The organism is Psychrobacter sp. NPDC078929, assembly GCF_050267985.1.
GTDB lineage: Bacteria > Pseudomonadota > Gammaproteobacteria > Pseudomonadales > Moraxellaceae > Psychrobacter.
Genome location: NZ_JBNNFX010000005.1, coordinates 14,888 through 39,405 on the forward strand (window position 1 = coordinate 14,888; position 24,518 = coordinate 39,405).

Genomic DNA, 24,518 nt, shown 5'->3' on the forward strand with positions numbered 1-24,518 from the left:
GAGCCTGAACCAATTGTTGAGCCTGAACCAATTGTTGAGCCTGAACCAATTGTTGAGCCTGAACCAATTGTTGAGCCTGAACCAATTGTTGAGCCTGGCGCAAATGATTCTCAATTAATAGCCCACTCTGATGAAGATCCACGCACGTTGCTGCGTTGTCCACCTCAAGAACTGACAGGCGAGTGGAACCCAGAAAAGTGGGACTACTGGTTACAAACTGCTCGTGAAGGCGAGGTATTGGCACAAGATGAGCTAGCACTGGCACGACAAGGTACAATGACTGGTCAATGCAATGGCAAAGCCACGTTTTTGACCAGTGTTGATAGTAAGCATTTGCAGGTCACTTTTCAGCAATTGGCAGCTAAGCTACAACAGCAATTTACGCAAGCTGACATTGACTTGAAAATTGATAGTAGTATCATGCAGACCGAAGATAAAACCCCAGAGCGCCGACAGAAAAAACGTTTAGAGCAAGCGAAAACCGTTGCTGAAACGAAATTACTAAAAACACCAGTGATGCAGTATTTGACTGAACGCGGTGAAGGGAAAATGGGTAAAGTACAGCTGTATTGAAACTTTAGAGCAGTGATTGGTCAAAGTATTTGAAAGTATATTTATATATTGAACGTAGTTTTATATTAAATATCAAGGTGATAGCGATATATCATCTTGATATTTTTGTTTTTATTACGGGTCAAAATATATTTATCAAACAAGAGAGAACCATTTGATAACGATAAGATGAATGTAAAGTCGTTATAATGGTTAAGTTATATTAAAAACTGAAATGACGTTTAGGTGAGAATATGTTGGATAATTTACGCGGTATGGCTGTGTTCGCCAGTGTGGTCGGACATGGCTCTTTTAGTGGCTCAGCACGTGAGCTAGGTATTACAACCAGTGCAGTCAGTCAGCAAATTCGTTCATTAGAGAACGAGCTTGGCGTGGTATTGCTACATCGCTCAACTCGTAAGCTAAGCTTAACAGAAGCTGGTGAGAGCTTTTATGAAGCGGCAAAAGACGTCGTCAGTGCAGCGGAGCAAGGGCGTATCAAAGTTAATCAATTGCGTGATGAGCTAGCAGGTAGCTTGCGTGTATCGACCACGCCTGAGCTTGGTGTTAATCACATATTGCCAGCACTCTCTACTTGGATGGCGGCACATGATGATCTTAGCGTCACCTATCTAGCAGACAATCATTATATTGATATGATTGATGAGCGTATAGATATTGCTATTCGCATGAGTCCATCGATTAATGACTCTAGTCTGAGCAGTCATCCATTGACTGATGTGCGCCAATTATTGGTTGCCTCACCTCAGTATTTGCGTCAGCACAGTAAACTAAATACGCCTAAAGACTTGGCTGAGCATCAATTAATCTGTATTGAAATCATGAAAGATGCCAATCAGATCGATATGATTCAGACTGAAACTGGCAAAAAAACGCGTGTCAAAATGAACTCGCGTATCTATACCAATAACGTGTTTATGGCAACGACGTTGGCTAAAGAAGGTCACGGGTTGGTTAGAATGTTAGAAATGGACGTCAAAAAAGAGCTTGAGAGTGGTGAGCTGGTAGAAGTGTTGACTGGCTATCAATTACCAAGCTTTGTGCTATATGCGGTCACTTTAAATCGTGACCAACAGCCAGCTAAAATTACTCGTTGTCTAGAAGTATTGAAAAAGTACTTCCATGCAAATTAAGTGTTGTTCTCACTACGCACGAAACGTTTTTAGTTAGCAGTTAGCAAAAAGCCTATAGATAATGAATCATCTATAGGCTTTTTTGTTGTCTATTATTAACGTTAAAGCATGCTTTAAAATGATGGCTTTAATAAATTAATTAAACGCTCAATAACTTGTGTGCTTTCATCACGGCTCATGTTAAGTGGTGGCAGCAAACGTACAACATGACCACCCGTCACATTAATGATCAGCTTTTGCTCATCACGGGCACGATCTACCAGTTGGTTACAATCCATATCTTCAGGTAGCGCGATACCAATCATCATACCTGCACCGCGACTACTAACGCCATGTTGGCCAAATGTATCAACGATACTTTCTCTAATGAATAAACCCTCAGTCACTGCGTTTTCCATGATATTACTATTTGCTAGCACGTCATATACGCTATGTACCACACGGCTGGCCAATGGTGTGCCACCATAAGTAGAGCCATGACTACCAGCACCAAACAAACCATTGGCACGGCCACGTACCATGCACGCACCAACTGGGAAACCATTACCTAGACCTTTGGCTGTCGTCAACACATCAGGGCGAGCATTGCTATGTTGATAAGCAAAATATCTACCCGTACGGCCATTACCTGTTTGCACTTCATCCAGCATAAATAGCCAGTTATGAGCGTCACATTCTGCTTGCAAATCTTCAAGATAAGTGAAGCCATTGGCAGCAGTGTTTAGGCCACCTTCGCCTTGGATCGGCTCTACAAAGATAGCGCAGATATCATCATGTTCTTGAGCAGCTTGTTTGACAGCTTCGATATCGCCAAATGGCACACGAATAAAATCCTCATCTAGTGTATAAAACCCTTCTCGCGCTTTTGGATTTGCAGTAGCTGACAAAGATAATAACGTACGACCATGGAACGATTGCTCCATTACGATAACTTTTGGACGTTTAAAGCCTTGTTTGTACGCGTATAAACGTGCCAGTTTCAATGCAGCTTCATTGGCCTCGGCGCCGCTATTGGCAAAAAACACACTGTCCATTTGGGCTGCGGTACATAGTATCTCTCCAGCACGCTCTTGCCAGTCAATGCCGAACAAGTTGCTTGTATGAATTAACGTACCTGCTTGCTGCTGAATCGCGTCAGTGACTTGTGGATGACAGTGTCCTAAGCCGCATACCGCAATACCAGTCAAGGCATCTAAGTAAGGCGTGTCATCTTTGGTATAGAGCCAACTGCCTGCACCGCGTGTAAAGCTGATTGGTTGACGATTATAAGTGGGCATCAGGTAAGTAGCAGACATGTAAAGCATCCTTGATATAATAATTGAGTAAAAGTGTGGGTTATAGCTCGTCAGAAAAAGGCGTGGTTTCTGCAGGTAAGGTGTAGTCTTCGTTTGCCCAAGCACCTAAGTCGATCAGCTTGCAGCGACTGCTACAAAACGGCTTGTATTTATTGTCTTGCCAGGCCGTCTGAGTGCTGCAACGTGGACAAGGGTAGGTCTTTGGAGGCGTGTTTGCAGTAGAGTCAGTCATAAGAAAAGAGCAATGTCCTAAATGTTATTAGTATTGGTTGCATATGGCACGAGCAGAAAACGCATCCGTCATTTAAATTACGACGAAACGAGGCGTACTTGCTATCGCTGTATTACTATTCAATTGGATTGACTATATAATAGCATGGGGCCGAATAATGACAAAAGACAAATGCTTTAAGGATAGTAGATGACCGACAATATTGATCTCACGCATCAGCAAGAGCGTGCCTTTCAACCACAAAAACTGTCAGCACCGCGTGACTTTATTATTCCAAATATCATCAATGACAATAAAGATGAAAAACCGTTGATGCTAGAGATTGGGGCAGGGAAGGGTAAGCATGCACTTAGCTTTGCCGCACAAAATCCTGATAAGCATCTGATAGCCATTGAACGCACGCGTAATAAATTTGAAGCATTCTCAAAATTAGCCACTCTACAAAATCTATCAAACCTAGACGCGATTCATGCGGATGCGATTGCATGGACAGTGCATGCAATCAAACCAAACAGCTTGGCTAAAATCTTCATTCTTTATCCCAATCCTGAACAGCACAATCCAAATCAGCAATGGCTGAACATGCCTTTTTTTGAGTTTCTCTTATCACGCTTGCAGGTGGGCGGAGAAGTGATATTAGTCACTAATATCGAATCCTATATGGACAATGCAGAACACCAAGCAACCAAAGTGTGGTGTCTACCATCAACACGTTCTCGAGTACCAGCGACCAGTCAGCGCACTCATTTCGAAGTGAAATATCTTGCCCGACAAGAGGTGTGTTGGGAGCTAAGTATTCGTAAGCCAAAGTGGTATAAAACAAGATTCGATGATTGGCAGGTAAGTGCTATAAGCGAAAAATAATAGCCTAAGTAAATATAGGGCTTATGTCAGTGATACACAGTAAAGTTAGTAATATTAGATATAAAATAGCCTAAGCAAATAAAATTAAAACAATAAATAGCCGTCACTAAAGGACGGCTCAAAATTTACACATTTTATAAATAAGGTTTTACAAGGCTATTGGAGTTGGTATGAGCATCTAAAACAGTCAAAAAGGTATATGCACCGATAAACTTGCGGCTAATAAACATGAATTCTTTTGGTGGTAGATTAAATTCAAAAGATTGCATTGCGCGTGTAGCCGTAGTGGATAGGCGTGAATGTAATTTACTGTTGGCCCAAATATAGCGATTTTGCTCATCCAAACATTCACTAGGGATATTAGCGTTTTTCTCAGGATCACTAAAAGGCTCGGTAGCAAGCAAAAATAACGAAGCAATATCTGAACGAACTTTATTACTCATGCTATCGAAAAAGTCATATCCTGTCATAGCAAGGCTCATTGCTTGCTGATCATGGCGATATCCTGCGCGTAGTAGACCACGAGCAATCGTTAATAAGTTGCCATCAAATTGACGAATCGCCCCAAAATCTAGCAAAACCAATCTATCGATATCTTCTTCGTTTTCGCTCACACGCACCAGATAATTACCAAAGTTAGGATCGGTCTGCATTTCGCCCCATACAAAAATCTCTTGCATCATGATTTCAATAGCCGCTTGACCAATGGCATTACGGCGTTCATGAGGTAGTAATTGCAGTGCTTCCGAGACCACAGTGATACCTGGCTCGTATGACATACATAGCAGACGCTTTTTAGAATAAGTGCGATTGATCTTAGGCACGATATAGCGCGGATCATCAATTAAACGCTCGTAAAAACGTTCTGTCGTAGCCGCTTCAGCTTCATAATCAACTTCGTGATGGAGTAGGTCACGTATTTCCTCAAACCAAGCATCGAGTGCGCGTGTTTGGGGAACGATATTACTTACTTTTAACAATCGTTTGAACAAGGCAAGATCAGAATTGATAGCGTCTGCCACACCCGGATACTGAATTTTTAACACAACTTGTTCGCCAGTGGCGAGCACGGTCGCACGATGAACTTGGGCAAGAGAAGCAGTTCCAATGGGAACAGGATCAATGTCTAGCTCGTTTAGTTTGTTGCCCAGTAACTGGCGTAATGTTTGCTCAATCGTCGGCCAAGTCAATGTCGCCGTGTCATCATTAAGGGTTTGCAAAGCGCGCGTGATCTCTGGCGGCAGTATGTGCTCACCATAAATCGCTAGCATTTGACCAATCTTGACGACCGAACCTTTCAATTTACCCAGCTCTGATGCCAGATAATTCGCCTGAGTTTCCATAAACGCCTGATTACGTGCAGTACGTGCCTCTTTATTTAAGAACATACCAGACACGCTATTACCCGCCCAACGACGACCAATATTCAAAGAAGTTTTTGCAATCGACATACGACGATCAAACCCTGAGGTTTTTAGGCTATCGATTGATTGCTTGTTGCTAAAAGGTTTAGACGTATCATTTGCCATAAGTATAATCATTCATCCAATTGGTATTGATTTGCGGGTTCGAAACCTACAATACAAGGGAGACGTGATGCACAGGTACAAAATTGTATCATATAAAGCGCGTTGGTTTTATGAGCCTGAGCTGGCCATTGATAGTTACTTTGTAAGCCAATGTCTAGCGGTAACTATTGATAAATAGGTGCTTACTAATTTAAGTATGATTTATAAATAGTTAGTATTTTCTAGCAAGTTCACTGACTATTAAAATTTAGTGAAATCTATTTATAGCCAATAGGTCAGTATCAAAAAGATACTAAAAAATAAGACCTAGCATGATGCTAGGTCAAATAGTGATGTAGAGCTATAAAATATAGAAATTCTATTAATCAAACACATTGAGCAAAACCTTCGCGTTATCTAAAATATTACCCAAGACGTTACCCAATATGTTTTTAGTACGCCTTAGTTACTAAGCATTTTCGCGAGTGATGGCATGGTGACCAATATCACGGCGATACTGCGCACCATCGAAGCTAATAGCAGCGGTAACTGCTAATGCTGCTTGCTGAGCATCAGAAATACTATCTGCTAGCGCAGTCACACATAAGACGCGCCCGCCGTCTGTGACGACTTCTTTATCATTATCGTTAGAAAAAGCCGTGCCAGCATGGAAAACTTTCACAGCTTCGTCGTTATTAGGATCTAGTTCTGGCAAGCCAGCAATCACATCGCCTTTAGATGAAGTTTCAGGGTAGCCTTTTGATGCGACAACGATACCTAGAGCAGGGCGCGCATCCCATTTTGCTTCACTAGGTAACTGACCTGCCAAGCCTTGTGCGACCAAATCGACCATTGATGACTGTAAACGCATTAAGATAGGCTGCGTTTCTGGATCACCAAAGCGGCAGTTAAACTCGATGACATAAGGGTCGCCTGCCTTATCAATCATAAGACCAGCGTATAAGAATCCAGTATAAGGATGGCCTGCGTGTTTCATGGCATCGACTACTGGTTGAATCACTTGCTGCATGACTTTGTTATGAACATCGCTGGTAACAACTGGAGCAGGAGAGTAGGCACCCATACCACCAGTGTTTGGACCGGTATCACCTTCAAAAGCACGTTTGTGATCTTGGCTGGTTGCCATTGGTAGGATATTGTCACCATCAATCATGCAGATAAAGCTGGCTTCTTCACCCTGTAAGAACTGCTCGATAACCACACGGCTACCAGCATCACCGAACTTATTGTCCGCTAACATATCGTCGATAGCTTCATGTGCTTGTTCGATCGTTTCAGCAACGATAACGCCTTTGCCTGCAGCGAGGCCGTCTGCTTTGATAACGATAGGCGCGCCTTGCTCATCGACATAGGCTTTTGCAGCGACTGCGTCTGTAAAACCTTGATAAGCAGCGGTTGGAATATTGTTTTGTTCCATGAACTCTTTAGCAAAAGTTTTTGAGCCTTCTAACTGTGCACAGTATGCTGTTGGGCCCCATGATTTGATACCTGCTTCACGACAAGCATCAACAATACCCGTAACCAAAGGCGCTTCTGGACCAACAATTACCATGTCGATATCGTTATTTTGACAAAAGGCGATAACAGCACTGTGCTCGCCTGCGTCAGCGTCGGTAGACTCTAGCATAACGTTTTGGCATTTAGGCTCAAGGGCGGTGCCAGCATTGCCAGGAGCGATGTAGACATTTTTTACATTGTCATCTTTTGCACATTGCCATGCCAATGCGTGTTCGCGACCACCTGAGCCAACCACCAAAATATTCATCATACCTTTTGCCCTTAGCATTAAAGTTAATAGTGAGCGAGTCGTACGCTCTTAAATATGTTGGCATATTCTAACAAAAAAACGCCTTCAATTACCATGAGTATCCGCCTGCCAGCACCGAATCATCCATATCGATGTCTAAAAATGCATTGTCTCATTAGTAAAGGTTATCGACACATCGCTGATTCATGAAATGATGTTGTACACTTTAGCTCGCGCCTTATGTGCGTTACACTTCACTATATTGGTAGTATTAAATTCTGATGGCTACATATTAATAAAAAATAAGAGCAAAAAAGGAGAAAATTTCTAACTGTTATAAAAATAAAATAAGTCGCGTGAATGGAAATACTGCACCGTTGCACCAATGATGAATATGCAGTAACAGTAGTCAATCTAAATCGATAAACTTAAATAAATAAATGTTAAACCAAATCTATAAAAAAAGGACGCAGGAAATGCCAAACTCCCTCAGTATCGCAAAAGAGCGCATTAGCCAGATAAGCGATATTGCTACCAGTTATGTACAAAAAGACAAATCGCTATTTGATCATTTTATTCATAGCTATTATCAGCCATTGCATCAAGAAACTGCAGAGGCGATTAGTAATGCTGACTTGGCGGGCATGGCGCTACATCACTTTACACTACTCAAAGCTTACGACGGCAGCAAGCCGCAGCTGACAGTACTAAACCCAGCAGCAGAAGAGCAGCACTTTCACAGCTCGCACACTGTCATTCAAATCGCAGCTTATGATAGACCATTCTTAGTTGATACGATTTTGATGAGCCTAGAAGCTGAAGGTATCGATGTTCATCGTACTTACAACATCATTATCAGTGTTGAGCGTGATGACAATGGTGATATTACCCATATCGAAGGTGCACATGAAAGTGCCACTTCACATATGTCATTGATTCATTGCGAAATTGCTTACCAAGACAACGAAGACTTGGAAGCACTTCAACAGATGCTGATGTCAAAAATTGACACGCTTGATACGGTCGTTGGCGACTGGAAACAGATGCGTGCGCAGTTGAATGATATCAAAACTGAGCTTTCGACTAAGCCGTTACCAGAAGTATTCTATTCACAACAAGAAATCCAAGCATTTTTAGATTGGATCTTAGACGATCACTTCATATTCTTAGGGTATCGTGAATACCGCTTGGAAGGTGGTCAGTCTATCGAAGTGACTTCTGAGCCGACCGATTTAGATTTATTCGCAATCGGTAACAGTGGTCTTGGTCTATTACGTGGTTCTGAAAAAGACAAGCTATCAGAAAGCTTTAGCCAATTGCCTAGAGGATTAAAGCAATTATTGACTGAGCCGCGCGTGTTAATGCTGTCCAAATCAAGCCGTGTATCACCTGTGCATCGTTCAGTATATATGGACTTTTTGGGCATTCATAAGTTCGATGATAACGGTAACCTAATTGGTGAATACCGCTTTATCGGTTTGCTTACCTCACAAGCCTATCAGCTCACTGTACAGCAAATACCGCTGTTGCGCGAAAAAGCCAATAAGATTATGGCGATGGCAGACTTGCCACGTGACGGTCACGCTCATCACAAGATGATGCATGTGATTAACACCTTACCGCGTGATGATCTGTTCCAAGCCAGCGTCGAAGAGCTATACCCAATTGTTTCGGGCATTACTCAACTACAAGACAAGAAAAGTTTACGTCTATTTAGCCGTATTGACCATTATCAGCGTTTTGTTTCGTGCTTGGTCTATATCCCGCGTGATAAGTTCAACACCGAGCTACGTATTAAAGTACAAAACGTCTTAAAAGACGCCTATAACGGTATGTCTTCAGGGTTTACCACTGAGTTTAACGAATCTGCGCATGCTCGTGTACACGTCCACGTACGTACCGTACCTGGTCAAGTAAATGACGTCAATATCGCCACACTTGAAGCCAAATTATCAGCACTCATGCAATCATGGGATGATAATTATCAAAAGATGTTACTCGATAATGTGGGTGAGCAACAAGCCAATGCTTTAAATCGTCGCTTCTTAAACTATATCCCTGCTGCCTACCAAGAGCGTTTTGATGCTCGCACTGCAGTTGAAGATACCAAGCGTTTGGCGGGACTGACCGCAGAGCAACCAATGCTTTGGCACTTATACCAGTCAACAGGCGATGCACGTAACCAGCTCCATCTAAAACTGTACGGTCGCGAACAGCCGGTTATCTTGTCGAAAGTATTACCAATACTTGAAAACTTTGGTGTGTCAGTTATCTCAGCACAGACTTATGAGTTTGACTTGCCAGAGCAACCTATCTGGATGCAAGAGTATGAGTTGACCCTAGAGCATGTCGATACGGTCAATATGCAAGTCGTGCGTGGTCAGTTCGAAGACAGTCTTAAGCAAATCTGGGCAGGTCGCGTTGAAAGCGATTCATTCAATGAATTGGTACTAACAACTAAGCTCGATACTTATGATGTCGTCGTATTGCGTGCATTGTCTCGCTATATGCTGCAAGCACGTGCGCCATTCTCTAGTGCTTATATTCAGCAAACTGTGGTCAAAAACAGTGATATCAGTGTCGCGTTAGGTAGTTTGTTTGACGCACGTATGAATCCTAAGTATAGCGAAGAAGAACGTCAAGAAAAGGCTGCTACCATTCAAGAGCAAATCACAGCTGCGTTAGCAGATGTGGATAGCCTGGATGAAGATCGTATCTTGCGCTGGTACTTAGATTTGATCAATGCGATGGTACGTACCAACTTCTATCAAGTCGATAGTGATGGTCAGCGCAAAGATCGTCTGTCATTTAAGTTCTTGGCAGCAGACATTCCAAACTTGCCTAAACCAAAGCCAATGTTTGAGATATTTGTGTATTCACCACGCGTCGAAGCTGTACATTTACGTGGCGGCAAAGTCGCTCGTGGTGGTCTGCGCTGGTCAGATCGTATGGAAGATTTCCGTACTGAAGTACTTGGCCTTGTCAAAGCACAGATGGTCAAAAACGCAGTAATCGTCCCTGTAGGCTCTAAAGGCGGATTTATTGTAAAAACCAAGAGCATGGCTGATGGTCGTGAGGCGTTCCAAGCAGAAGGTATCGCTTGCTATCAGACATTCTTACGCGGCATGCTTGATGTCACAGACAATATTGTAGATGGCAACATCGTCCCGCCAGCCAACACGGTACGTCATGATGAGGACGACCCGTACTTGGTTGTCGCAGCAGACAAAGGTACAGCTACTTTCTCTGATATAGCCAACGCGCTAGCAGCAGAGTACAACTTCTGGCTAGATGATGCCTTTGCATCAGGTGGGTCAGTAGGTTATGACCATAAAGCAATGGGTATCACCGCTCGCGGTGGATGGGAGTCGGTCAAACGTCACTTCCGTATGCGCGGTATGGACATCCAAAACCGTGATGACTTTACCGTTGTCGGTATTGGTGACATGAGTGGGGATGTGTTCGGTAATGGTATGCTGCTATCAACGCATACTAAGCTCGTTGCTGCCTTTAATCATTTGCATATCTTTATTGATCCTAATCCAGATACGGCAGCCTCGTACGCTGAGCGCGCACGCTTGTTTGAGCTACCACGCTCCTCATGGGCAGATTATGAAGCATCATTGATTAGTCAAGGTGGTGGTATCTTCTCGCGCCAAGACAAAACCATCGCTATCAGTCCTGAGATGAAGTCGCTCTTCGATATCAGTGAAGACAGCCTTGCACCGAATGATTTGATCAGTGCGTTACTACGTGCACCTGTCGATCTTATCTGGAATGGTGGTATCGGTACTTATGTCAAAAGTGCAAACGAAACACATGCTGATGTGGGCGACCGTGCAAATGATTCGCTGCGTATCGATGGTAATGAGCTACGTGCAGCCGTCGTTGGTGAAGGTGGTAACTTAGGTCTAACCCAGCAAGGTCGTATCGAGTACGCTCAAACGGGCGGACGTATCTATACAGATGCAATCGACAACTCAGGCGGTGTTAACTGCTCGGATCATGAAGTCAACATCAAAATCCTACTCGGCAAAGTGGTCGAGCAAGGCGATATGACGCTGAAGCAACGTAATGAGCTGCTTGAGAGTATGACTGACACCGTAGCAGAATTGGTACTACGTCAAAACTACTTACAACCACAAGCGATTGAGCTGAGCCATATTCGTGCCGCAGCCAACCTGAGTGATCATCAGCGCTTTATTCAGATGCTAGAGAGTGAAGGGCGTCTGGATCGTGCAATTGAGTATCTACCATCAGATGAAGAGATTGCGAAGCGTCAAAAAGCGGATATTGGTCTGACCAACCCTGAGCTAGCAGTGGTCTTGGCTTATGGCAAGATGTGGGTTTATGACAATCTACTACTATCTGATTTACCAGATGATCCGTACTTTATCAATGAGCTACGTAAGTACTTCCCAGATGAGCTTGCGTCACGCTTCTTCGATGAGATGACTGAACACCGTTTGCATCGCGAGATTATCAGTACTTACTTGACCAACAGTGTGGTCAACCGCTTAGGTATTGAAGCGCTATTCCGTCTCTTTGAGGAAACCGATCAATCACTAGCCACTATCGTACGTGGTTATGCGATTAGCCGTGATGTATTCAACGTATCGCGTGCTTGGAAAGCCCTTGAAGCTCTAGACAATCAAGTTGAGGCGACATTATTGCTGAACCTTGAGCTACGTCTACGTGATTCACTTGAGCGCGGTGTGGTCTGGTTCATCAATGCCTTTGGTCAAAATCTGCAAGTCGCTGATATGATTAGCCGCTTTAGTGAAAGCGTTGAAAAACTGACTAAGCCAAGTGGTTTTATCGAGCAGCAATTTGCACAATATCTGCAAGAAGACACCAAGCGCTTGATGCAAAAAGAGCTGTCTGATAATGATGCTACGCTATTTGCGATGCTACCGTACCATGTCGATGCGCTTGATGCTGCATTGCTTGCTGAGCAATATGAGCGTCCTGTCGATGAGATTGCAACTTTATACTTTGAAGCTTATCAAGTATTGCAATTAGACTGGATGATGGAAAATATTGCGAACCTACCACAGCAAGACTATTGGGATCGCCGTGCACGCCATGCGTTAGTGAACGAGCTGTCACGCAGCTTGCGCCTATTAATGGATGCGGTACTCTCAAAACCAGATGCTAAGCAAGCATTTAGTGAATGGAGAGCAAGACACGTCGATCAGCTTGCAGCAGTCACCACAGAGATGAATAAGTTAGATGAGCTTCATAGCAACGATGAAGAAGGTCAAATCGGTCTTTCAACGTTGTCAGTATTGATGAGTGAGCTTAGTGGTTTAGTTACTAAGTAATGAAGTAATATCACTCCCAAACTGTCGCACAAAAAAACCACCGTTCTTAATGTTCGGTGGTTTTTTATTGTCTAAAAGAAATGGTTTAATTAAAAGTATTAAGTAGTAAAGTGATTAACCTAACTTATGATGCTTTTTCACTGACGACTTTATGACATCCTTGACCACTGATTCGACTAAATCCGCCCGAGAGCTTTTCGACCTTGATTTGGGTTAAAATGCGATCTTTTAGGGCCTGAACATGGGATATCACCCCGATTAATTTACCTTCTTGCTGTAAATTGGTCAGCGTATCAAGCGCAATGTCTAAGGATTCCTCATCCAATGTACCAAATCCTTCATCCAAAAATAGCGAATCTACCCGAATATTTTGACTGGCCATCTGTGAGAGTCCTAATGCTAACGCTAGGCTAATGATAAAACCTTCGCCGCCTGAGAGGTTTTTAGTACTGCGAATTTCACCACCTTGATAGTTATCAATCACATTTAGCTCAAGTGGACTATTATCATCACGAGCCAGCAAATAGCGATCGCTCATTTTTTGCAGCTGCGTATTGGCGTGAGTGACCATAAGGTCAAAGGTTAGCCCTTGAGCAAAAGTACGGAACTTTTTGCCATCAGATGAACCAATCAATTTATGCAATTGTTGCCAAACTTGCAGTTTGTCCTTTTGAGCAGTGATAGCATCAAGCTGTGCCTGTTGGGTGGTTTTTTTGTCTTCATTGTCCTTTAGACGCTGACTGATTGCACCGATTGACTCAATTCGTTTGTTAAATTCATCTTGGGCTTGTGATTGCTTTTGGGTAAGCGTTTCTCTATCGTCTACTGTCAGCGGATTGGCTTGTTTATCTGCAAGTGTTTTTTGTGTTGCATCCAATAAAGATTGCGCTTGCTTTAGGGCATAATCGATATGCTGTTGCTGCTGTCTAAGTGCGTTACGCTCATCTATGGGCAGGCGCGCCGCCAAAAATTCTGCTTCCGTATCAAAGCTAGAGGTGGCAAGTGTGTTATTAAATGCAGTATGTTGCGTTTCTAAGGTTTGCGTAGCTGCTTCGATACGATTGGCTAAGTTTTCTTGCTGCTTTATGAGCTGTTGCAAATTATACGTCTCTTTATCCAGTTGTCGTTGGGCAACACTGTGCGCCTCTTGTGCTTGCTCTAGAGTGTCTCTAAGCGTACGCTCAGCTGCTTCTAGGTCGGCCGCCTCAAAAACCTCTGCGCGTTCGTCTTGAAACTGGGTTAGTGCAGCTATTTGTTTATTCTTCGCTTGCATTAGACTGTTAAGCGAATCGGTATCTTTTTTTAGCTGTGCTTCTTTATTCTCAATATATGCTTTTATGCGTTCAAGGTCGCTCTGTATTGTCTGCTGTTTGTCCTTATCTTCAGCGAAAGCGTCTTTTAGCTGTACGAGGGCGCGGCGCTGCTGACGTAGTTCTTCAAGATAACTATCATAATCTGCATTGCTCAGAATTTTTTGCTGTTTAATGCTAGCCGATAACAACTGTAGGTTCTCGGGCGCACGTTGCAAGGTGCTCAGCGCCTCTGTCGGATAGCTACTGGCAGCATAAGGGTCAATACGCTGCAAAATGGCGGTAATGAGCGTTTGTAGTTCAGCAAAGTTCTCTGTGATTTTATTGTCAATACCCGTTATATTACTTTCGGTAATGGTGATTTTGTATCTCTGCTCAGTGATATCATTTGCTAGTACTTGCTGGTCTTGTGACGCCGTCTCTAGCGTCTTACGCAAACGGCTCATATCTTCAAGAAGTCTGTCATAGAGTGCTAACGAATCTTTGATACGGTCTTTATATGTCGCTAATTTGTTTTTGCTGGCGGTAAGCACTGGCACGATATCGTTATCACTACCCAACGCCAGTAACGGTTGTATCAAGTTGGCAATAGTACTGTCAGCTAAGTTTTCATCATTCATCTGCTGGCTGATGACATACAGCAGTTCTGTTATGGCGGTATCATGCTGCTGTATTTGCGCAGTGAGTTCGGCTTGCTGATTTTTTTTACTCGCAAGCGTACTTTGTTTACTTGCCTGCTCAATCTGCTGGGCAGTGATGCTTTTATTCAGCTCGGTAATTTGTTCATCTAAAACACTAATATACTGCGCTAATTGGGAGTTTTCGTCATCGGGTAAAAGGTGCGGGTGATTTTGAGCGTAAGGGTGCTCAAGCGCACCGCATAGAGGACAAGGTGTACCGTCTTGTAAATCGGCAATATAGTTCTCTAGCGCCGCAACCTTTTGTTGTAGTTGTAGCTGATTCAATTTGTCTTGGTGCTTTTCTTGCGTACTTTTGAGGCTTGCTTTTTTCGTTGTAATCAACTTTTCATAGCCATTGATTTCACTCTCTAGCTGCTCGATGTGACTGGTGATTTGTATCACTTGTGCGTTAAGGTCACGGCGCTGCTGGTCATGAAAGTGCAGCTGATCGAGCTGCTGGCTAGTGCTGTCTATCTGCTCTTGTGTCTCACGCATCTGTGTGACCGATTGCGCTTGAATCAGCTCGCTTTGTGCTTTTTTTAGTGCGATTAATTGCTTTTGGGTGACTTCATTTTTATCACTTTGTGCTTGTTGGCGTTGCTGTTGTACTACCAATGCGGTTTTGTATTCTTCTAATTCACGTGTTTGGCGTATCTTGTCTTGCGAAAGCACTGAATTTTGATGTATTACCGCTTTTAGGCGACTGCACTTTTCATCAAAAATGGCAATATGGCCGTCTAAATAGCTTAAATTATCCGTACCGGTAAGTTTTTCGGTCAATTGCGCGCTTTGGTTTTCTTTATCTATGGCAATGCTTTTTTGCGCGGCAATATTTTCAAGCAGTTGCTCAGCGTCTGCCTGAAGTGTGTCATGTCTGACACGTGTATCGTTTAAAGCGCGACGTTGCTGGTCAATCTCGTTGTCGAGGTCACGTGCTTTCTGAATTTTAGGCCGTGCAATTTGCATTGTGTTTTCTGCATCTTGACGCTGTGTTAGTTGCTTCTCTAGCTGTGTGCGAGCGCTTTTTGTGAGTGCTTGCTGCTTAGGTAAGTCATATTCGAGCTGCGCTTTTTCTCGGCTTAATTCGTTAACGTGCTTGCGGGTAGATGATAACTCACCAAACTGACTATCAATCTCCAACGCTTTATTAGCAGCGATTAAGCGTTTGGCACTAGGGATGAAGTCTTGCTGAGCCTGCTGAGCCTGCGCTAGATCATTTTGATAAGTATTCAGTTTTTCTTTTGACTCTGTCACGCTATCTAGCCACTTTATCTTTTCGGACAAATCTTGAATGGTTTGCTGCTGCTCACTTTGGGCACTTTGATATGACTGCAAGTCAGCCTTTAACTGACTTTCTTCATCAGCATCTAGAAGCATTAAGCCATCTAAACCGTATTGTAGCTTGCTGAGAATTTCTTCTTCGGTACGTTTCTTATCATGAACCTGTGTTGAGATGGTAGCGTAAATATCAGTGCCAGTGATTTTCTCTAAAATATCTGCGCGTTCATCAGCCTTTGCCTTTAGAAATGCTGAAAAACTGCCCTGAGCTAGCAATATAGAGCGAGTGAACTGTTGAAAATCCATCCGAGTCAGTTCAATGATCTTGTTTTTGGTATGCTTTAAGGTACTCTCTAACAGCTCATTCTCTTTTGACGAGTCATCAACGTTTATCTTAGCGATTTCATGAGTCGCATCTTGCAGATTGCCATCTGCTTTATTGTAAGCACGGCGTTGCCCCCAGCGGCAGCGATACTGCTCACCATTTAAGTCAATCACTACTTCAGCGAAACACTCTGCCGTCTGCCGCGTCATCACCTCATTACTGCTCTTACTGATACTATTAATCCTTGGCGTCTCACCATATAGCGCTAAGCAAATAGCATCCAATATGGTGGTCTTGCCAGCACCTGTTTGCCCAGTGATAGCAAAGATACCTTCATTGGTAAAGGCAGTATCAGCAAAATCAATATGCCATTCGCCTTTTAGGGAGTTGAGGTTTTTTAGTCTGAGTTCGATTAGGCGCATGGATAAGTCTTAATATTAGTAATAGCCGCAACTGCGAAAAATTGAGAGAGATAAGGAAGTGTGGTCATGATATGTCACTTATATCATTCTGCCTGTTTGTCTTCATGACGTAAGTTATAAAGTATCTGACCATAGGCATCGCGCAATGAGTCTTTTTGAGAATCAGCCACATCATTTATCGTCAAGCAGCGCTCAAACACTTCCATTTCATTTAAGTCCTGCAAGTTCTCAGATGTTTGCTGCTGATTGAGGACTTTATTATAAGTACGAGTGTTTTTTATCTTAAGCACTTCACATGGCAACCCTTCTACCATTGCTTGCACTTGCTCACGCAAATCACTGACGATTTCGTCACCTGTATAGACAATCTCTAGCCAAATAGAGTCCGATTGTGTAAGCGCTTGAATGGTTTGTTCAATTGTGGTTAGGTCACCAGATATTTGCGCCAATTGTTGGAACTTTGGAATGGGTAGGGATACTACTTGCATCTGATTAGCGTCATCGCGATGTAGAATTTTATTGCTATTCACGGCGTCAGTAGAAGTTTCTCGAATGCTTTTATATTGCTCAGGCTGAATAGGAGTATTTTCTACGACAGTAGATTTTTTAACTTCCTCATCTTCTAATGGCTCATCAAAGCCAAACAAGTCATCCATGAAAGGCAGTTCCTGACTAGACACTTTTTTAGCGGTTTTTTCTGCTAATTTATCTACTGTTTTTTTAACTTTGGAGACTCCAATGTCAGCATCTATATTGATAGCATGAGGAGTAATATCGTCAGGTGCGACGTTTAACCCTAAAATGTCGTTATTAAAATGCTCTGCGGCACCAAACTGTACCAGCAATACTTGCTTTTGCTGTTTGGCCTCTCCGAAACCCATCGCGATGGGTGAGCCTGAATAGCGAATACTCTCACGACCGCCAACGCGCTGTGGCACGTGCAAATGCCCAAGTGCCACGTAATCGAAGCCATCATTGAACATATCGGCGGAGATTTTACCTAGTGATCCGACATATAGCTCGCGTACACCATCATCCTCGGTTGTTCTGCCACCAGACGCGAATAGATGTCCTGTTGCGATGATAGGAATATATCGCTGATGCATTTTGATTAAGTCGGCTTGCTTAGACTTCGCAATGTCTGCAATATTGTCATAATGCTCGCAAATACCAGCGATAACATTGGCGTCTTTGCTATCTGCGGACTCGCCAGCGCTACTGCTACGCACATCACGGTCGCGCAGGTAGGGTACAGCGGCGATGATGCAATGAGGATTATTATCATCATCACCCAAGACCAATACTTCATCTTCCAAGTCATCACAAGCCGTGCCAATCACATGGACGTTCAAAAACTTAAGCACATTGCTTGGCGCGTCTAAAAATGTCGGTGAGTCATGATTACCTGCGACAATAACCACATGCTGACAGCAGGAGCGTGAGACCTTACCCAAAAACTCATAATACAGCGCTTGGGCTTTATTGCTTGGGGTCATGGTATCGAAGATATCACCTGCGACGATCAATATATCTACTTGCTGTGCGCTGATGGTGTCTTGTAGCCAATGCAGGAATAACTCAAACTCTTCATAGCGAAGACGCCCATATAGGCGTCGCCCCAAGTGCCAGTCTGAGGTATGCAATATGGTCAAAGGTTTCATTTGCGTGGTCAAAGAAGAAGACAAGCTAGCATCAGGTATGGGCATAAGTAGACTATGATTATGAGCAGTAGAAAGTCTTCATTCTAGCAAGAATCGTTGAGATTTGCGCTGTTGCCAAAAGAAAACCCTACCAATAATATACTGGTAGGGTTTTCTTCTTATTTGAGACTCATCGTTTTGCAGGTTAGCAGTAAGCGCTAGTCAACAATCAATTGCTCCAGACCATCTCCTTGCTGTGTTGCAAGATTTGCGACCATTGATAGGGCATGTGCTTGTTGGTCTATCGGTTGTTTTACTGCTTCACCTCTTGAGCCTTCACGCAACCAATTTTTAGCTATATCATCGCTGTTTTGACTGTGCTGCTGATTTTGTAAATTATACCAAGCCAAATCATGATGCAAGCTGACCACGTCGCCCATGATGAGAAGGGCAGGCGTTGGCAATTGTGCTTGTTCTTGTTTGGCAACAATCGTTGCAAGCGTACCTGTCAATACTTGCTGATTGGACATACTCGCATTAGAGACGATAGCAATCGGCGTCTCGCTACTACGACCAGCGTCAACCAAGCCTTCAGTCAAACGTGCCAGCGAGTGCAGACCCATATAAAATACGACCGTCTCATCAGTATTTAAGAAACTCTTAAAGTTACTGTTAGGTGCACCAGCTTTCAAAAATCCTGTCACAAAACGCACTGATTGTGAATGGTCACGGTGAGTGAGCGGAATGCCTGCATAGCTAGCAGCGGCATTGGCTGCAGTGATACCCGGTACGACTTGATATGGCACATTATGTGCCCGCAGGCTTTCGATCTCTTCGCCGCCACGTCCAAAGATAAATGGATCGCCACCTTTTAAACGCACCACACGTCGGCCTTGTTTGGCATGATTGACAAGTAGCTCATTGATGCCTAATTGCGCAACTGTATGATTGCTGCGTTTTTTACCGACGAATACTTTATCAGCATCACGGCGACATAAGTCCAACACCTGCGGTGAGACTAACGCATCATAAAATACCACATCTGCTTGTTGCATCAAACGAAGTGCTTTAAAGGTCAACAGCTCTGGATCACCCGGGCCTGCGCCTACGATATAAACTTCGCCAACGGCTGGTAACTCTTTTTCTGATTCATCAGATAGAGTAGAAGCAATCGTGTCTGTCTCTTTTACCGCATCTGCATTGTCGCTTTTCTTACTGATAGCAGCGGCAGTACTATCCAAATCAGCTTGCAGTTGTGCAGCCGCTTCAGTTTCATTACCTGCAAACATGAGCTGACTGACCTGACCTTCAAATGCGCGCTCCCAAAACTGGCGACGTCCAGTAAGCGTCGGTATTTTGGCTTTTACCTCACTGCGGAATTCACCTGCCAGCTTGGCCAATTTACCATAGCCTTGCGGGATTAATGTCTCAAGGCGTGCACGTAATAGACGTGCCAGCACAGGCGCCTTACCATTTGATGAAATACCAATCACGATGGGATTACGATCGATAATAGCTGGAAAAATAAAGTCACATAAATGCGGCGTATCGACCACATTGACTGGAATGTTTAGCTCAGTCGCATCTGCATGAATTTGGTGATTCAGCGTCTCATCATCAGTCGCGGCAATGATTACTCGTGCGCCTGACATATAGGTTTTATTATAATTCTTATAGATAAATTTATGTTTGCTGTCAGTTAGCAAAGCTTGTAGCTCATGGCTGATATCAGGTGCAAGTATAGTGATACAGGCGCCTGCACGGCTGAGCAAATCCGCTTTACGCAGTGCCACTTCGCCGCCGCCCACGATGAGCACTTTACGGTCTTCTAATTTAAAAAATAGCGGGAAGGTGTTCATAATGTCACCGTATATTTAATTGTTTATTATAAAAGGTAGAAAAGATATAAGGAATGCCGCCATTATGAGGTATCACAAGCACACTCTCACCTAGTGAATTGGCATTAGTATATTCGTTTTTGTCATGTTAATGATGATTTTTTGTGAGAAAGGGAATAGGTTTTATAAGACATGATAGGCGTACTAGAGGTTTAGAAGGGCATAATTTTATATTTTTTAATTCAGAACAATTATGAAGGCATCATAATGAGTCAAAACAATACGTTTAATAGACTAAAAAAATCAAGTACTGTCTTTTTCGGACTGATTTTAGGGTTGCTAGTTAGTTCAGATGTACTAGCAGAATGCGCGTTGGCTGAAGGTTATAAGTTACCAAATGGGGTTGTATTTGATGAACACTGTGAGTTTGATGGTGAACTCGCGCCCGTAATAAAAGGTAGTAAGTATGGATTCATCGATAAGCAAGGTGTGATAAAAATACCAACACAGTATGACTTTCCAATTGCTTTTGTAGAAGGTCTAGCAAGTGTTCATAAGGACAACTTATCCGGATACATTAATATGCAGGGTGAAGTTATTATACCTCTCAAATACAGCCTTACTTATCCATTTGAAGATGGTTTAGCTGTGGTTGGGGTAGATAATAGAAGAGGAGTCATTGATAAACAGGGACAGATAATTATTCCGATAATATACGATGATTTAATGGGTTTTAATGAGGGTTTATCTGCAGTTGAGAACGAAGGGAAGTATGGATACATTGATATTAATAATAAGTTAGTTATTCCTTATGAATATGATTCTACTATTTCCTTTACAGAAGGCCTAGCAGCAGTTGAAAAAAATGAAAAGTTCGGATTTATAGATAGGCTAAATAATATCGTGATACCCATTGAATATTATAGTGCGACTTGGTTTTCAGGTGGTTTAGCCGTCGTTAATAATGATGATAAGTTTATGATCATTAATAGGTCGAATCAAGTAGTCAAAGAGCTAGACTATGCAATGGTCTTCCCCTTCATTAACGGATTAGCACTTGTCTTGTCTATGATAACGGTAAGCATGGATTTATTGACAAAAATGGTGATGTAGCAATTGAATTAGACTATGATGACATTCCATTTATTGATCCTTTTAAAGATGGTACCGCCTATGTCAAAAAAGATGGTGAATGGTTCTACATTAATAGACAAGGTAAACGTGTAGAAAACAAGTTTTAAGTCCAATGAAAAACTGAAAAAAGCCCTTTCTTAAATCAAAGAAAGGGCTTCTCAAATTCATAAACAGCTAAAATTACAACTGCGTGTGCAGACCGCACTCACGGCTTTCTTCTACTTTAGTTGGATCAAAGTAGTCATGCTCGTTTGGCAAGTTGTGCTCATCTAAGTATACATCCAAATCTGCATCGGTTTTTTCAAACAATGGCGCTACCTTTAGTACGCCGTCTTTTGATAAGCTAAGTACATCAAGCCCTTGACGGAACTCAGTTTGGTCTTTACGAATCGCGTTAAACCATACGTCAGGCTTTAGCTCAGCAAGGGCGCGGCGGAATGGCTCAAGTTTCACTTGTTCAGTGAATTCGCCATGTTGCGGGTTGTCAATGCCTGGGATGCCATTCATGGTGGCGTCACGATGGGCAGCGGTTTGTTTTGGGATATAAGTCACAACGTTGAGATCAAGATCACGAATCAATTTGTTGGCAAACTGATAAGTAGCATCAGTGTTGTAGCCTGAGTCTACCCATAATACAGTAATATCAGGGCGCTGTTTAGCAACCAAATGCAAGATCGCTGATTCATACGGACGGAAGTTGGTGGTGATGATTGGGTTTTTGGCTTGCGTCAATGCCCACTCAACGATTTGCTCAGGTGATTTACCTTGCAAATCTTGGTTTGCTTGGTCGATATCTAGGTTTGGGTGTAATTGGCTCATAATACATTCCTTAATAATTGTTAATATAAAAATAGCGATTTGATAGTGAATAATAAAATCAGTTTTTTGAGAACATCGGTAATGCTGAAGCGTCTCGACCATCATAGCTACTGGCTAGGGCAGTGAAGGCTTGGCTAATATCAGATTTAGCATCATGCTCATTGAGTACAAAGCTGGTCGCACCAGCGCGCAGCAAATAAGCGATTTGATCACGACCAAACGCGCCTGCCATGCGAATATCACCTTCATAACCAAGCTGACGCAGGGTCTGTGCAAAACTAAAACCGCGACCGTCTACAAAACTTGGGACATGAATGACGATCAAGTCTTGCGTCAATAAAAATTCTTTTACATCAGACAGATCATCAGCATCGGTGTTGGATGTGATCCACACACCCAATCGGCTGCTGTGCTGCTTGAGGATATCCAATACTTGCTCTAGCAAACCGTTTGCCAGTTTTCCATCAGCATTTAATAAATCTGCTAGTGGGACAAGTACATCAACTTTTTCTTGTTTGTGTAACAGCTCAAGTAAGGTCAGGTTTGATAACGCGATACCGTCAGGCAGCTGCGCTGTCGCTAGCGCTTGCCAAGTATCTTCGCCACTGATGTCTGCGCCATGGCTATCAAGCACATGATGATTAGCCATAGACCTTCTCCTTAAAGGGGGCGATACCAACGCGGTCAATCACGTCACCAAAACCCTCAACATCTTGTTCGTTAGTGCCGCGTATATCGAGATACACATCTAAAATGGTTTGTAGCGTGCTGGCCACATCATCCGCTGGCACCGCTTTTCCTAAGATTTTGCCCAATTTGGCGTCATTACTAGAGTTACCGCCAAGGCTAATCTGATACCAGTGCTCGCCTTTTTTGTCCACACCCAAGATGCCGATATCACCTGTGTGATGATGGGCGCAAGCATTCATGCAGCCTGACATGTTTAGGCGAATATCACCAAGATCATACAAGTAATCTAAATCATCAAACTGCTTTTCGATTTGCTCAGCGATATTGTGCGTAGTCGCATTGGCCAGTGAGCAATAATCCCAACCTGGGCAGACAATCATGTCGGTTAAGGTGTTGATATTGGCGCGTGCTAAATGCAAATCTGATAGCTGCTGCCACAATTCATAAAGCTCATTGGTTTGCACATCAGCGAATACCAGATTTTGCTGATACGTACCGCGCAATTCACCAAAGCTATAACGATCAGACAAATCGGCAAGCGCATCCATTTGCGCATCACTCAAGTCACCTGATGGCACATAACGACCGTCCACCAGTCCGGCTTTTAAAGAGATCACTACCGCACGGTAACCGTCCACCTTATGTGCCACGGTGTTTTGCTTATACCAATCAGCGAAATCTTTATTGTCTGCCAATTGTGCTTGCAACTCTGATTGTACTGCGAGCGCATCAAATGACTGATAATCAGGCATGCTAAAGTAGCTAGCAGCGGTGTCAAAATTCTCTTCAGTCAAGGTAAGCGGGCCATCTTTAGTATGTGCTTCCCAGTCAGCCTCCACCAATTTGCCAAACTGATTGCCACCTAAGCTATCAACCAAAATTTTAATACGGGCTTTGTACTTGTTATCACGGCGACCATGCAAGTTATAAACGCGCAAAACGGCATCCAGATAGCTGAGTAAATGCTCACGAGGTAAAAACTTGCGAATCGTTTTGCCGATAATAGGGGTACGCCCGAGGCCACCACCAACGATCACTTCAAAGCCAAGCTCGCCTGCGTCATTGGTAACGACGTGCAGACCCACATCATGGACTTGCGTCGCAGCTCGATCCGCTTCGGTACCGATGACTGCAATTTTAAATTTACGTGGTAAAAAGGCAAACTCAGGGTGGAAGGTTGACCACTGACGGATAATCTCACAATAAGGGCGTGGGTCAGCAATTTCTTCTTTATGGATACCCGCATAAGGATCCGTTGTCGTATTACGGATACAGTTACCTGAGGTTTGGATGGCATGCATCTGTACTGTCGCAAGCTCAGCCAAAATGTCTGGCACTTCTTCTAGTTTTGGCCAGTTCAGCTGAATATTGGTACGGGTGGTCATGTGCCCATAGCCTTTATCATACTTACGGGTAATCTCAGCCAATTTGCGTAGCTGATAGCTGGCAAGCAAGCCGTAAGGAATGGCGATACGGAGCATAGGCGCATAACGCTGGATATACAAGCCGTTTTGCAATCGCAGTGGTAAGTACTGCTCCTCGGCAAGCTCACCTGCCAAAAACCGCTCGGTTTGGTCGCGAAATTGGGCAACTCGTTCCTCTACCAAAGTCTGGTCAGCGTAATTATATTGATACATGACGTAATCTCAGTTTTGTTTTTAATCTTAAAATCAGCGACGAAAATG

At 43.3% G+C, this 24,518-nt stretch carries 15 protein-coding genes and 1 pseudogene; 6 read left to right on the top strand and 10 right to left on the bottom strand.

What is annotated here, in order from left to right; all coding sequences use genetic code 11:
- Both ACQKCG_RS04245 and ACQKCG_RS04250 read left to right on the top strand, forming a co-directional pair.
- A pseudogene (locus ACQKCG_RS04245) lies at window positions 1–573 on the top strand (DNA polymerase III subunit gamma/tau); the annotation flags it as partial.
- 233 nt (window positions 574–806) lie between these two features.
- On the top strand, window positions 807–1,706 hold the full coding sequence (locus tag ACQKCG_RS04250; protein WP_057760292.1) for a LysR family transcriptional regulator: 900 nt from the start codon (window positions 807–809) through the stop codon (window positions 1,704–1,706).
- A 113-nt stretch (window positions 1,707–1,819) separates the two neighbouring features.
- Here ACQKCG_RS04250 and ACQKCG_RS04255 read toward each other — a convergent pair whose 3' ends face one another.
- Complete coding sequence (locus ACQKCG_RS04255; RefSeq protein WP_101205916.1) at window positions 1,820–3,001, bottom strand: aspartate aminotransferase family protein; 1,182 nt, start codon at window positions 2,999–3,001, stop codon at window positions 1,820–1,822.
- 40 nt (window positions 3,002–3,041) lie between these two features.
- A complete protein-coding gene (locus tag ACQKCG_RS04260) occupies window positions 3,042–3,233 on the bottom strand; it encodes a DNA gyrase inhibitor YacG (protein WP_101205915.1) in 192 nt (63 codons plus the stop codon).
- A 189-nt stretch (window positions 3,234–3,422) separates the two neighbouring features.
- Here ACQKCG_RS04260 and ACQKCG_RS04265 point away from each other — a divergent pair, with 189 nt between their 5' ends.
- Window positions 3,423–4,097 (top strand): DUF938 domain-containing protein, encoded by a 675-nt coding sequence (locus tag ACQKCG_RS04265; protein WP_101205914.1) that lies wholly within the window; start codon window positions 3,423–3,425, stop codon window positions 4,095–4,097.
- Window positions 4,098–4,231: 134 nt separating this feature from the next.
- On the opposite strand, the gene ACQKCG_RS04270 is transcribed toward ACQKCG_RS04265, so the two are convergent.
- Together ACQKCG_RS04270 and purD are read right to left on the bottom strand one after the other, a co-directional pair.
- Window positions 4,232–5,626, bottom strand: coding sequence for an ABC1 kinase family protein (locus ACQKCG_RS04270; RefSeq protein WP_134292207.1), 1,395 nt, complete (start codon window positions 5,624–5,626; stop codon window positions 4,232–4,234).
- Window positions 5,627–6,074: 448 nt separating this feature from the next.
- Entirely contained in the window at window positions 6,075–7,391 is a 1,317-nt protein-coding gene (gene purD / locus ACQKCG_RS04275) for a phosphoribosylamine--glycine ligase (protein ID WP_101205924.1), read from the bottom strand.
- Between the two features lie 458 nt (window positions 7,392–7,849).
- Between purD and ACQKCG_RS04280 the strand changes: the two genes are divergently transcribed.
- Complete coding sequence (locus ACQKCG_RS04280) at window positions 7,850–12,697, top strand: NAD-glutamate dehydrogenase (RefSeq protein ID WP_101205913.1); 4,848 nt, start codon at window positions 7,850–7,852, stop codon at window positions 12,695–12,697.
- A gap of 124 nt (window positions 12,698–12,821) precedes the next feature.
- Here ACQKCG_RS04280 and ACQKCG_RS04285 read toward each other — a convergent pair whose 3' ends face one another.
- The 3 genes from ACQKCG_RS04285 to cysG form a co-directional block, all read right to left on the bottom strand.
- Window positions 12,822–16,712: an AAA family ATPase gene (locus tag ACQKCG_RS04285; RefSeq protein ID WP_101205912.1), complete on the bottom strand. Its 3,891-nt coding sequence runs from the start codon at window positions 16,710–16,712 to the stop codon at window positions 12,822–12,824.
- Window positions 16,713–16,795: 83 nt separating this feature from the next.
- Window positions 16,796–18,418, bottom strand: a complete 1,623-nt coding sequence (locus tag ACQKCG_RS04290; RefSeq protein WP_180952652.1) for an exonuclease SbcCD subunit D C-terminal domain-containing protein — start codon at window positions 18,416–18,418, stop codon at window positions 16,796–16,798.
- Between the two features lie 152 nt (window positions 18,419–18,570).
- A complete protein-coding gene (cysG, locus tag ACQKCG_RS04295; protein WP_101205911.1) occupies window positions 18,571–20,211 on the bottom strand; it encodes a siroheme synthase CysG in 1,641 nt (546 codons plus the stop codon).
- Between the two features lie 246 nt (window positions 20,212–20,457).
- Here cysG and ACQKCG_RS04300 point away from each other — a divergent pair, with 246 nt between their 5' ends.
- Both ACQKCG_RS04300 and ACQKCG_RS04305 read left to right on the top strand, forming a co-directional pair.
- Window positions 20,458–21,303, top strand: a complete 846-nt coding sequence (locus tag ACQKCG_RS04300; protein WP_101205910.1) for a WG repeat-containing protein — start codon at window positions 20,458–20,460, stop codon at window positions 21,301–21,303.
- Window positions 21,304–21,305: 2 nt separating this feature from the next.
- A complete protein-coding gene (locus tag ACQKCG_RS04305) occupies window positions 21,306–21,431 on the top strand; it encodes a hypothetical protein (protein ID WP_366925147.1) in 126 nt (41 codons plus the stop codon).
- 73 nt (window positions 21,432–21,504) lie between these two features.
- Here the strand turns inward: ACQKCG_RS04305 and ACQKCG_RS04310 are convergent, their stop codons facing one another.
- Genes ACQKCG_RS04310 through ACQKCG_RS04320 form a run of 3 tightly spaced genes read right to left on the bottom strand, consistent with a single transcriptional unit; the run spans window position 21,505 to window position 24,470 of the window.
- Window positions 21,505–22,143 (bottom strand): phosphoadenosine phosphosulfate reductase family protein, encoded by a 639-nt coding sequence (locus ACQKCG_RS04310; protein ID WP_101205909.1) that lies wholly within the window; start codon window positions 22,141–22,143, stop codon window positions 21,505–21,507.
- A 58-nt stretch (window positions 22,144–22,201) separates the two neighbouring features.
- Complete coding sequence (locus ACQKCG_RS04315) at window positions 22,202–22,792, bottom strand: DUF934 domain-containing protein (protein ID WP_101205908.1); 591 nt, start codon at window positions 22,790–22,792, stop codon at window positions 22,202–22,204.
- Window positions 22,785–24,470: a nitrite/sulfite reductase gene (locus ACQKCG_RS04320; protein WP_101205907.1), complete on the bottom strand. Its 1,686-nt coding sequence runs from the start codon at window positions 24,468–24,470 to the stop codon at window positions 22,785–22,787. Before ACQKCG_RS04320 ends, ACQKCG_RS04315 begins: the two co-directional genes overlap by 8 nt.
- Window positions 24,471–24,518: the final 48 nt, after the last annotated feature.